Origin of the sequence: Paeniglutamicibacter sp. ZC-3 (assembly GCF_025847175.2) — a bacterium.
In the GTDB taxonomy this organism is placed as follows: Bacteria; Actinomycetota; Actinomycetes; order Actinomycetales; family Micrococcaceae; genus Paeniglutamicibacter; species Paeniglutamicibacter sulfureus.
The window spans coordinates 102,907-115,209 of the sequence record NZ_JAOYTG010000001.1 but is presented as its reverse complement, the minus strand read 5'-3'; the positions used below and the strand labels follow the sequence as shown (position 1 = coordinate 115,209).

Annotated in this window: 9 protein-coding genes; 8 read left to right on the top strand and 1 reads right to left on the bottom strand. The window is 63.5% G+C overall.

From position 1 onward, the window contains the following. Window positions 1-56: 56 nt before the first annotated feature. Window positions 57-572 (bottom strand): Lrp/AsnC family transcriptional regulator, encoded by a 516-nt coding sequence (locus OIU93_RS00505; RefSeq protein WP_264268102.1) that lies wholly within the window; start codon window positions 570-572, stop codon window positions 57-59. Window positions 573-756: 184 nt separating this feature from the next. On the opposite strand from OIU93_RS00505, the gene pdhA reads away from it, so the two are divergent. The 8 genes from pdhA to OIU93_RS00465 all read left to right on the top strand — a co-directional run bounded on the left by pdhA (window position 757) and on the right by OIU93_RS00465 (window position 12,200). Next, on the top strand, window positions 757-1,887 hold the full coding sequence (gene pdhA, locus OIU93_RS00500) for a pyruvate dehydrogenase (acetyl-transferring) E1 component subunit alpha (protein ID WP_264268101.1): 1,131 nt from the start codon (window positions 757-759) through the stop codon (window positions 1,885-1,887). Then, window positions 1,884-2,891: an alpha-ketoacid dehydrogenase subunit beta gene (locus OIU93_RS00495; protein ID WP_264268100.1), complete on the top strand. Its 1,008-nt coding sequence runs from the start codon at window positions 1,884-1,886 to the stop codon at window positions 2,889-2,891. Before pdhA ends, OIU93_RS00495 begins: the two co-directional genes overlap by 4 nt. Continuing rightward, complete coding sequence (locus OIU93_RS00490) at window positions 2,888-4,282, top strand: dihydrolipoamide acetyltransferase family protein (protein ID WP_264268099.1); 1,395 nt, start codon at window positions 2,888-2,890, stop codon at window positions 4,280-4,282. Before OIU93_RS00495 ends, OIU93_RS00490 begins: the two co-directional genes overlap by 4 nt. A gap of 217 nt (window positions 4,283-4,499) precedes the next feature. After that, window positions 4,500-6,143 carry an ABC transporter substrate-binding protein gene (locus OIU93_RS00485; RefSeq protein ID WP_264268098.1) on the top strand — a complete coding sequence of 548 codons (1,644 nt, stop codon included), beginning with the start codon at window positions 4,500-4,502 and terminating at the stop codon, window positions 6,141-6,143. 165 nt (window positions 6,144-6,308) lie between these two features. Then, the gene (locus tag OIU93_RS00480) at window positions 6,309-7,235 is read left to right on the top strand and encodes an ABC transporter permease (protein WP_264268097.1); all 927 of its coding nucleotides are present in this window, start codon (window positions 6,309-6,311) and stop codon (window positions 7,233-7,235) included. A gap of 19 nt (window positions 7,236-7,254) precedes the next feature. Next, window positions 7,255-8,241, top strand: coding sequence for an ABC transporter permease (locus tag OIU93_RS00475; protein WP_264268593.1), 987 nt, complete (start codon window positions 7,255-7,257; stop codon window positions 8,239-8,241). Window positions 8,242-8,245: 4 nt separating this feature from the next. Continuing rightward, window positions 8,246-9,946, top strand: coding sequence for an ABC transporter ATP-binding protein (locus tag OIU93_RS00470; protein ID WP_264268096.1), 1,701 nt, complete (start codon window positions 8,246-8,248; stop codon window positions 9,944-9,946). 451 nt (window positions 9,947-10,397) lie between these two features. Further along, window positions 10,398-12,200: an ABC transporter family substrate-binding protein gene (locus OIU93_RS00465; RefSeq protein WP_264268095.1), complete on the top strand. Its 1,803-nt coding sequence runs from the start codon at window positions 10,398-10,400 to the stop codon at window positions 12,198-12,200. Window positions 12,201-12,303: the final 103 nt, after the last annotated feature.

Here is a 12,303-nt window from a genome sequence, read left to right as displayed (position 1 = left end):
GCAACTATCACGCGCCACCGGGGGCGGGCGCATGTACTGGTTTGGGAAGTCGCCGATCAGTCGTCGGCGTCCGGGCCGTTCCCCGCGGACTTGGTCCCAGGGCCGGAGGCCAGGCGCATCTGGATCAGGGCGGTGGTGCGGTGCGGAATCAACTCGGCCATCGACAGCGAGGTGTCGGCACGTTCCACTCCCTCGATGGCCAGGATCTGGCCGTTGACGCGGAAGAGCTCCTCCGCGCTGTCCGCCACCACGCGCGCCAGGATGTCGGCGGATCCGGTCACCCCGTGCGCCTCGATAATTTCCGGGATCGCGCGCAGCCGTTCCACGATGTTGCCCAGCAAGCGCTGGCGCACGTGGATGTGCACGAAGCTGACCAGCGGGAAGCCAAGGGCAGCCGGGTTCACGCGCTGTTCGAAGGGCAGCAGTGCGCCGTTGGATTCCAGTCGCACCAAGCGGGCCTGGACGGTGTTGCGGCTGAGTCCCAGTTCGCTGGCCAGCGCCACGGCGCTGGCCTTGGGGCGGTGGCACAGGGCCGAAAGGATCCGCAGGTCGGTGGCATCAAGTTGCTGCATAATGCGCAAGATTAGCACCGCGTGACCTCTGCGAATAGTGCAAGCTGCGCAATTGGTCGTCCAAGGATTGTGCGCTCTGCATAACGTGAGTAGCATCACAGATAGGTGGCGGCGATGAGGCCGCACCCGCAGGAACGGCACGTCCCACCGGAATGCCAATCCTGATTCGCCATCGACGCAAAGGATGCCGACCGTGTCCCCCACGTTTGACCCGAAGGCCCCCGAGGGCCCCGATACCTACCTCCAGGTGATTTCCCCCGACGGCACCCGCCACCCATGCCCCGAGCTCGATGAATGGGTCGGTGACATCGATGTTCCCGCGCTGGAAAAGCTGTACATCGACATGGCCTGCATCCGCCGCCTGGATGCCGAAGGCACCGCCCTGCAACGCCAGGGCGAGCTGGGGCTCTGGGCACCGCTGCTGGGCCAGGAAGCCGCGCAGATCGGATCCGGCCGCGCGCTGGAAACCGACGATTTCATCTTCCCCTCCTACCGCGAACACGGGGTCGCCTATTGCCGCGGGGTGAACCCGCACGACCTGCTGCGCATGTGGCGCGGGGCGGCTCCCAGCGGGTGGAACCCCTACGAGGTCAACATGGCCAACCAACAGATCGTCATCGGGGCGCAGACCCTGCACGCTGCCGGCTATGCCATGGGGCTGAAGTTCGACGGCTCGGCCGCCGCAGCCATCACGTACTTCGGGGACGGGGCCACCAGCCAGGGCGATGTCAGCGAGGCCATGGTCTTCGCCGCCAGCTACCAGGCGCCGCTGGTGTTCTTCTGCCAGAACAACCACTGGGCCATCTCCGAACCCGTCGCCAGGCAGACCACCGGGCACATCGCCGACCGGGCAGCAGGTTTCGGCCTGGCCACCTGGCGGGTCGACGGCAACGACGTCCTTGCGGTCATGGCGGCCACCCGCGCGGCCCTTGCCCACGTGCGCACCGGCAGCGGCCCGGCATTCATCGAGGCGGTCACCTACCGGATGGGCGCCCACACCACGGCGGACGATCCCACGCGCTACCGCGATGCGCTGGAGCTGGAGGAATGGGCTGCGAAGGACCCCCTGGACAGGGTCGCCGCGCACCTGGACAGCTTGGGCGCGGACCTGGGGGAGCTGAAGAAACGCTCCGAGTCCGCGGCCGACGAGCTGGCCGCCGGACTGCGCGAGGCCATCACCACCATGCCGGACCCCACCGTGGACGACCTCTTCGCCCACGTCTACAGCCATCCCCATCAGGGGCTGGAGGAACAACGCGAAAACTACTCCAACTACCTCGCCGGCTTTGCCGTCCAAGGGCAGGGAACCAAATGAAAACCCTCACCTTCTCACAGGCCCTGAACACCTCCTTGCGTTCGGCCATGGAACACGATTCCAAGGTCGTGCTCATGGGCGAGGACATCGGCAAGCTCGGCGGCGTCTTCCGCATCACCGACGGACTGCAAAAAGACTTCGGCCAGCACCGTGTCATCGACACACCGCTGGCCGAATCCGGCATCGTCGGCACCGCCATCGGCCTGGCATTCCGCGGCTACCGCCCGGTGGTGGAAATCCAATTCGACGGCTTCGTCTACCCGGCCTTCGACCAGATCGTCTCCCAGCTGGCCAAGATGCATTTCCGTTCCCGCGGCAACGTCAAGCTGCCGGTGACCATCCGCATCCCCTTCGGCGGTGGCATCGGCTCCCCGGAGCACCACTCCGAATCGCCCGAGGCCTACTTCGCCCACACCGCGGGTCTGCGGGTGGTCTCGCCGTCGAACCCGCAGGACGCCTACACCATGCTGCAGCAGGCGATCGCCGACGACGATCCGGTGATCTTCCTCGAGCCCAAGCGGCGTTACCACGTGCGGGGGGAGGTTGACACGGACCTGGTCCCGGAGTCCGGATCGCTCTACAACGCGCAGGTGGTGCGGGAGGGCGCGGACCTGACGCTGATTGCCTATGGTCCGCTGGTGAAAACCGCCATGGATGCCGCTGCAGCGGCACAAGACGAGGGAATCGACATCGAGGTCATCGACCTGCGCAGCATCGAACCGGTGGACTTCGCCACGCTTTCCGCATCCGTCCGCAAGACCGGCAGGGTGGTCATCGCCCATGAGGCCTCCAAGTTCGGCGGCATCGGCGCGGAGCTTGCCGCAAGCCTCACCGAGCGCTGCTTCGACCACCTGGACCACGCCCCGGTGCGGGTCACCGGATTCGACATCCCCTACCCGCCCTCGAAGCTGGAACACCACCATCTTCCGGATCTTGACCGGATCCTTGATGGGGTCGACAGGGCCATGCGACGCACCGGCGACCTGCTGGGAGAGGAAGGATGAACACCACCATGGAGAAACTCTTCAAGCTGCCCGATCTCGGTGAGGGCCTGACCGAATCCGAGATCCTCTCCTGGCGCGTTGCCGAGGGCGACACCGTGGAACTGAACCAGGTCATCGCCGAGGTCGAGACCGCCAAGGCGATCGTGGAACTTCCCTCTCCGTTCAGCGGGGTCGTGAAAAAGGTCTATGAGCAGGTCGGCGCCGTCGTGGAGGTCGGCAACCCGCTCATTTCCTTCGACGTGCCCGACCATTCCGGAACTTCCGGGCGGGAACCCCGGGACGGGGGAGATGAGCCGGCCAAGCGGCAGCCGACCCTGGTGGGATACGGCGCTGCCGTCGAAAACAGCGGGCATCCGACGCGCCGGGCCCGCAAGGCCCAGGCACCGCGGCAGGAACCGGCGCACACAGCTCCGGCTTCCGTCGGCCGGGGTGCCGGCGGGTCATCCGAGGCGAAACCCGCCTCGCCGAAACCCGGGCTCCGGATGGTTGATGCCGGTGACGAGGTGCCGCGGGGGATCGGCCACCTGCGGGCCACCCCGCCGGTGCGCAAATACGCCCGGGACCACAACATTGACCTGGGCTCGCTCAAGGGCACCGGCACCAACGGGCTAATCACGCGCGACGATGTCGTGCGTGCCTCCGAGGGCGTCGGCGTTGAGGCGGAACCGCAGCGCGAAACCGCCGGCACCCGGGGCGAAACACGCACCCCCATCAAGGGCGTGCGCAAGGCCACCGCCGCCGCCATGGTGGCCAGCGCCTTCACCGCCCCCCACGTGACCGAATTCCTGAGCGTGGATGTCACCGAGACCATGGCGCTGCTGGAGCGGTTGCGCACCTCGCCGCGGCTTTCCGGCGTGAAGATCACGGTGACCACCCTGGTGGCCAAGGTGGTCGTCCTCGCGCTGGCCCGGCACCGCACGCTGAACTCGCACTGGGACGGGGAAAACAACGAAATTGTCGAGTTCGGCCACGTGAATCTCGGGATCGCCGCGGCGACCGATCGCGGGCTGATGGTTCCTGTCGTCCACGGCGCCCAGGGCATGGACCTTGCGGAACTGGCACGCGAAATCGGGGAACTGACTTCAGCGGCGCGGGACGGACGGATCACCCCGGCCCAGCTCGGTGGAGGAACCTTCAGCATCAGCAATGTGGGTGTCTTCGGCGTGGATGGAGGCACCCCGATCCTGCCGCCGGGCCAGGCAGGAATCCTCGCCATGGGCCAGATACGCAAGATGCCGTGGGAACACCGGGACGAGATTGCCCTGCGACACATCATGGTGCTCTCGCTGTCATTCGACCATCGCGTGGTCGACGGGGAGCAAGGCGCTCGGTTCCTGGCGGAAATCGGACGGGTCCTTGAAGACCCGTCGATGCTGATCGGTTTGTTGTAGGAAGGGCTGGTCGATGTCAGGGTCCCGACAATGAATGAGGTGAAATGTCATCCAGTCATAAGTTGCAGAATCATTAAGATTCTGTTTCAGTGCAGTCGTTCATTAGTTGTTTCAGAGATTTATGAGTAGTCTCACATGTGAGTGATGAGACTCACCCTGGTTTGGCGGTGCATAAACAGGCACCCACGCCAACCAACAAACTCGTTGAGGAGAAAGAATGCGTTACAACCGCACCTCGAAGGCCCTTGTGCTTTCCGCAGCCCTGGCCCTGACCCTGACCGCCTGTGGTGGCGGCGGCGGAGGAAACGAAGCCGACGAAACCACAGGCGGAGACCCGGCGAAGGTCATCACGGCAAACTCGACCGAACCGCAAAACGGTCTTCTGCCGGCCAACACCAATGAAGTCGGCGGCGGACGCGTGATGGATCTGCTCTTCACCGGGTTGGTCAGCTACGACATCGACGGCAAGCCGGTCAATGAGTTGGCGGAGTCCATCGAGACCACCGACGCCATGAACTACACCATCAAGATCAAGTCCGGGCAGAAGTTCACCAACGGCGAGGCCGTTACGGCCAAGTCCTTCGTGGATGCCTGGAACTTCGGTGCAGCCGCCAAGAATGCCCAGCTGAACTCGTACTTCTTCGAGTCCATCAAGGGCTATGACGAGGTCAGTGCCGAGGGTGCCACCGCGGAGACCATGGAGGGCCTGAAGGTCGTCGACGACACCACCTTCACCGTTGAACTCAAGCGCGCCGAGTCCGACTTCCCGCTGCGCCTGGGCTACACCGCCTTCTACCCGCTGCCGGCCGCCGCATTCGAGGATCCCAAGGCTTTCGGCGAAAAGCCCGCAGGCAACGGCCCGTACAAGCTGGCCGAGGACGGCTGGAAGCACAACGTCCAGATCGACCTGGTTCCCAATGCCGACTACTCCGGTCCACGCACCGCGGCCAACGGCGGCGTGTCGTTCAAGATCTACAGCACCTTTGATGCTGCTTACCAGGACCTGTTGGCCAACAACCTGGACGTGCTCGACCAGATCCCGCCGAGCGCCCTGCAGAACTACCAGGACGACCTCGGCGACCGCTGGGTCAACCAGGCCTACGCGGGCAACGCGACCATGACGATCGCCAGCTACCTGCCAGAGTTCAAGGGCGAGGCCGGCCAGCTTCGCCGCCAGGCCATCTCCATGTCCATCAACCGCCAGGAGATCATCGACAACATCTTCTTCGGTGGCAAGCAGGTCGCGAAGGACTTCACCTCCCCGGTGCTCGACGGCTACTCCGATGCCCTCCCTGGCAACGAAGTGCTGACGTTCAACGCCGAGAAGGCCAAGGAACTGTGGGCCGAGGCCGAGAAGATCGATCCGTGGCCGGCCGACAAAACCTTCACCATCACCTCGAACATCGATGGTGCGGGCAACAAGGAATACATCGAGGCCATGGCCAACCAGATTTCCAACACCCTGGGAATCAAGGCCGAGCTGAACCCGATCCCGACGTTCAAGGAAATGCGTGAACTGGTGGTCTCCAAGGATCTCAAGGGCGCCTCGCGCGCCGGCTGGCAGGCTGACTACCCGTCGCTCTACAACTTCCTTGGCCCGCTGTACGGCACCGGTGCCGGTTCCAACGACGGCGACTACTCAAGCAAGGAATTCGACCAGAAGCTGGCCGAGGGCCTTGCCGCCACCTCCGTCGAGGAAGGCAACAAGATCTTCAACGAGTCCCAGGAGATCCTGCTCAAGGATCTGCCTGTCATCCCGCTGTGGTACCAGGCGGTCCAGGGCGGTTGGAGCGAAAGCGTCTCCGATGTGAAGTTCGGATGGAACGGTGTCCCGGTCTACAACGCCATTGTCGGCAAGTAGCCCGTCCCGCTGCTGATCCACCACGTGAGAAAGGGGGACCCGCCCTAGGGTCCCCCTTCTTGCGTCAACCGGCAAAGCATCCCCGCCAGCCAACCTGAACTTCCTTACAAGGAGTAGTCCCTTGATCGATTCGATCACCCCCACAACACCCACGGTGGCAGTTCCATGATCATGTTTACATTCAAGAGATTCCTGCAGTTGATCCCGGTATTCTTCGGGGCCACCCTGCTGGTGTATTTCTTGGTCTTTGCCACCCCCGGCGATCCCATCGCCGCACTGTCCGGCGGCAAGCCGATGAGCCCCGCGGTTGAATCCGCGCTGCGTGCCCAGTACAACCTGGACCAGCCGTTCTGGGTCCAGTATTTCCTGTACCTCAAGAACCTGGTGACCTTCGACCTGGGCCAGACCTTCTCCGGCCAGCCAGTGGCGGACGTCATTGCCCGGGCCATGCCCGTGACCGCGCGCCTGGCCGTGATGGCCCTGGCCATCGAGGCCTTCTTCGGCATCATCTTCGGCGTCATCGCCGGCCTGAAAAAAGGCAAGCTCTTCGACTCCACGGTGCTGGTTGCCTCGCTGATCGTCATCGCCGTACCCACCTTCGTCCTGGGTTTCGTGCTGCAGTTTATCGTCGGAGTGAAGCTCGACTGGGCCAAACCGACCGTCGGTTCCACGGCTCCATGGGGTGACCTGATACTGCCGGCTACCGTCCTCGGGCTGGTTTCGCTGGCCTACGTGCTGCGACTGACCCGCACCTCGATCATCGAGAACAAGCAGGCAGACTATGTGCGCACCGCAACCGCGAAGGGCCTGAGCCGCCGCCGCGTGATCATGGTCCACATTCTGCGCAACTCGCTGATTCCGGTGGTCACCTTCCTCGGTGCCGACCTCGGAACCCTCATGGGCGGCGCCATCGTCACCGAAGGCATCTTCAACGTCCCCGGGATCGGCAATCTGGTGTACCAGGCCGTACTCAAGGGTGAAACCCCAACCGTCGTGGCAGTCGTCAGCGTCCTCGTAGTTGTTTTTGTTATCGCTAACCTCGTCGTTGATTTGCTCTACGCGTGGCTTGACCCAAGGATCCGCCTTGTCTGAGAATCCAACTCCCGAAATCATCGAACCGACCACGCAGGCTCCCCGCGTCCGCGCCGGAAAGATCTCCAGTCGCCACATCGAGCACTATGTGGCACCGCTGGAGGAAACCCCGCTGCAGTCCGTGGACAAGGTGGACGAAACCGCGCAGCCGTTGAGCATGTGGGCCCAGGCCTGGCGCTCGTTGCGCACGCAGCCGCTGTTCATCATTTCCGCTCTGCTCATCCTCCTGGTGATTGCCGTGGCTGCCTTTCCCGGGCTGTTCACCAGCACCAGTCCAACAGCCTGCAGCCTCTCCTTTGCCCGTCAGGGCCCCTCAGCCGGGCACCCGCTGGGCTTCACGTTCCAAGGCTGCGACATCTATGCGCGCATCATGTACGGCGCCCAAGCCTCGGTTCTGGTCGGGTTGTTCACCACCATCGCGGTGGTCGTCTTTGGCGGCATCCTCGGCGCCCTGGCCGGCTACTATGGCGGCTGGCTCGACGCGGTACTGGCCCGACTGGCCGACATCTTCTTTGCCTTGCCGCTGATCCTTGGCGCCATCATCATCATGCAGCTGCCGGCATTCAGGGAGAACCGCAGCATCTGGACCGTCATCATCACCTTGGCGATCTTCGGCTGGCCGCAAATGGCCCGCATCACCCGCGGGGCTGTCATTGAGGCCAAGAGCTCGGACTACGTCATGGCCTCGCGCTCGTTGGGCCTGTCCAAGTTCAAGACCCTGGTCAAGCACGTGGTGCCTAACTCCCTGGCACCGGTCATCGTGGTTTCGACCATCTCGCTGGGCATCTACATCGTCGCCGAGGCGACGCTGTCGTTCCTGGGCCTGGGGCTGCCGCCGAGCATCATGAGCTGGGGCAATGACATTGCCTCGGCGCAGATCTCCGTGCGCAACAACCCGGAGATCCTCATGTGGCCGGCACTGGCCCTGTCCATCACGGTGTTGAGCTTCATCATGCTCGGTGACGCCGTGCGCGACGCACTCGATCCAAAGTCACGTAAGGGCTAGCACCATGAGCGAATTATTGAAGAAACCCACTATGTTCGACTCGGTCCGGGACGACCTTCCGCTGCTTGAAATCAGGGACCTGGCCATCACCTTCACCACCCCCGAGGGGCCGGTCAACGCCGTGCGCAAGGCCCACTTGACGGTGATGCCGGGCGAGACCGTGGCCATCGTGGGGGAGTCCGGTTCCGGAAAGTCCACCACCGCGCTGTCGGCCATCGGCCTGCTGCCCGGCAACGGCAAGGTCACCGGCGGCCAGATCATTTTTGACGGCGAGGACATCACCCACGCCAACGAGAAGCGCATCATTGAGCTGCGCGGCAGTTCGATCGGCATGGTTCCCCAGGACCCCATGTCCAACCTGAACCCGGTGTGGAAGATCGGCTTCCAAGTCCAGGAAACCCTCAAGGCCAACGGCCTGGCGGGAAACAACTCCAAGGAACGAGTCGCCCAGGTGCTCTCGGACGCAGGGCTGCCCGATGCGGCAAAGCGAGCCGGGCAGTACCCGCACGAGTTCTCCGGCGGCATGCGCCAGCGCGCGCTGATTGCCATCGGCCTGGCCTGCCGCCCGCGGCTGCTGATTGCCGACGAACCAACCAGCGCCCTCGACGTGACGGTGCAGCAGCAGATCCTGGACCACTTGGAGACCATGACCAGCGAGCTGGGCACGGCCGTGCTGCTGATCACCCACGACCTGGGTCTGGCGGCGGAGCGCGCCGAAAAGATCGTGGTGATGTACAAGGGGCAGGTCGTTGAATCAGGGCCGGCCCTGGAAATCCTGCGCAACCCGGTCCACCCCTACACCCAGCGCCTCGTTGCCGCGGCTCCGTCGCTGGCCTCCAAGCGGCTGCAATCACAGCCGGCGGAGGTGGCCGAGGAAGTCAATGCGGTGGTCAAGGCCGAGCATGAGATGACAGACGACGACGTCCTGCAGATCAAGGACCTGACCAAGGTCTTCAAGATCCGCAAGGGACTGGGCCGCAGCGAGGACTTCACCGCTGTGGACAATGTGTCCTTCTCCGTCAAGCGCGGCACCACCACGGCGATCGTGGGGGAGTCCGGCTCGGGCAAGTCCACGGTGGCCCAGATGGTGCTGAGCCTGTTGAAGCCCACCGCCGGATCCATCAGCTTTGACGGCCAGGACATGACCGACCGGTCCGAACGCGACCTCTTCAAGTTCCGTCGACGGGTGCAGCCGATCTTCCAGGACCCCTATGGTTCCCTGGATCCGATGTACAGCATCTATCGAACCATTGAGGAGCCGCTGAGGATCCACGGAATCGGTGACGCCAAGTCCCGGCAGAAACGGGTCAAGGAGCTGCTGGAACACGTATCGATGCCCTCGTCCACGATGCACCGGTTCCCCAACGAGCTTTCCGGCGGGCAGCGACAGCGCATTGCCATCGCGCGCGCCCTGGCGTTGAACCCGGAAGTGATCATCTGCGACGAGGCCGTCTCGGCACTGGATGTGTTGGTGCAGGCGCAGATCCTGAACCTGTTGAACAAGCTGCAGGAGGAGCTGAACCTCACCTACTTGTTCATTACCCACGACCTGGCCGTGGTGCGGCAGATCGCCGACGATGTCTGCGTGATGCAGTACGGCAAGATCGTGGAGCACTCCACCACGGACGAGGTGTTCAACAACCCCCGGAGCGAGTACACCAGCAACCTGCTCCGCTCGATCCCGGGGTCCACCTTGAGCTTGTAGTCGAGTGAGGAATTGCTGACAATTCGGCAGTAGGAGATGCGACGTGGAGGGGTGAACCGGAAGGTTCGCCCCTCCATTGACTTAACCCTGTCTGCCCCTGAAACAAGCCGCTCCGGATGGCGCGGAGCGCCATTCGCGGCCGTGTTTCCAAACTGTTATAAATCCGGGCGGACCACCGCCACCTACTTGCGGGTAGTAATTGGCAAACCTCAATGTGAAGTGAATCCTTGATTTTTCGCGGTTGTAGCGCCCGTCACATCGGAGTTCGGCGCTAAGCGCGGCACGAGCGGCCAAGTGGCGGCACGGATGGCAGGTAAATATGAAGGGGTGTTTTTATATCCATACGTTGAAATCGGGGCTATGGTTCTAAATTGTGGGGCATCGCACACTGCATGGACCGCATCCGGATTAAACCCCGGCTTCATTTAGATCAAGCTAATTAGGAGGAGAAATGCGTTTCCAACGTATTTCCAAGGCTGTCGCGGTGGGTGCTGCGCTCGCACTCGCGCTAAGTGCATGTGCCCCCGGCGGCCCCAGTGAAACAGCTTCGTCCGCACCGGCGGCAGGGGCCAGCGGCAAGTTCAGCGTTGAACCGGCAGACACCGGCCTTGCCGACCTCGGCGATATCACGACCAAGGACGACTCGGTCAGCTACTCGGTCGGCGCCGAAGACTTCATCAGCTACAACGGCCTGACTCCGCAGTCCTACAGCACCTACAACTCCGCCGTCACCGACAGGCTCTTCGCCAGCTTCACGTACTTCGGCACCGACGGAAAGGTCTACCCGAACGAGGACCTCGGCTCATACGAGGTCATCAGCGAAGACCCGATGACCGTCAAGTACACCATCAACCCCGAGGCCAAGTGGTCCGACGGCACCGACATCACCGTCGCCGACTCGGTGCTTGCCTGGGCCGTACAGAACACGAATCTCGCCGATGGCGACAAGCCGCTTTTCGACTCGGTGTCGCAGGACCTGGGCCAGACCATCCCCAAGGGTCCCGAGGGGGATCCGGCCGGCAAGGAATTCACCGTCACCTACGCGAACCCCGATCCGGACTTCGCCATCCAGACGATGATCTACAGCCCCGCACATATCGTGGCCAAGGAAGCCGGCATGAGCACCACCGAAATGGTCGATGCCATTCGCGCGGGCGACTCCGATGCGCTGAAGGAGGCCGCAAAATTCTGGAACACGGGGTGGAACACCTCCCCGGGCACGCTTCCGGCCGCCGACCTCATTCCCGTTTCCGGCCCGTACAAGCTCGGCAGCTGGGAAGCCGGACAGTCCATCACCTTGGTGGCCAACGAGAACTACTACGGCACCCCGGCGGCAACCAAGGAACTGGTCATTCGCTTTGCCGCACCGGACACCATGGTCCAGGCCCTGCAGAACGGCGACATCGACGTCATCGAACCGCAGCCCACAGTCGACACGCTCGCACAGCTCACCGCCCTCGGTGACACGGTGCAGGTCCACCAGGGTGACACGCTCACCTGGGAGCACCTCGACTTCAACTTCACCAAGGGTGCGCTCTTCGCCGACAACCTGGAGCTTCGCAAGGCTTTCGCCATGTGCGTCCCGCGCCAGCAGATCGTCGAGAACCTGATCAAGCCGCTGAACCCGGAGGCCCAGGTCATGAACACCCGCGAGGTCTTCCCGTTCCAGGAAAGCTACGGCGACGTCGTGTCCGCGGCCTACGCCGGACAGTACGACAACGTCGACATCGAAGGCGCCAAGAAGATCCTCGAGACCGAAGGGGTCGACAAGCCGGAGGTCCGGATCGGATACTCGGCGCCGAACCCGCGCCGCACCGAGGAAGTGGCCATGATCAAGTCCTCCTGCGACCAGGCTGGCTTCAACATCGTCGATGCAGGCGACCCGAAGTTCTTCGCACCGGGCGGCACCCAGGAGCGCGGCGACTACGAGGTGGCACTGTTCGCCTGGGCCGGATCCGGCCAGATCACCTCCGGCGAGAACATCTACGCCACGGGCAAGCCGCAGAACTACGGCAAGTACTCCAACACCGAGGTCGACGCGGCCTGGGAGCGCCTTACCACCACCCTGGACACCAACGTCCACGCGGAGGAAACCAAGAAGATCGAGAAGCTGCTCTGGGATGACCTCTTCGGCATCCCGCTCTTCGCCCACCCGGGACTGGGGGCATCCGCCGAGGACGTGCTGAACGTCCGCAAGACGGCCACCCAGAACGGTCTGGTCTGGAACGCGGAACAGTGGGTCCGCGCCGAATAGCCGACTGACGGAAAACGGCAACAACGTGGGGCCTGGCGCAACCAGCGTCGGGCCCCACGTGTCCGTCGGCCCACGAGCCGCGGACACATCGGCTAGAAAGGTA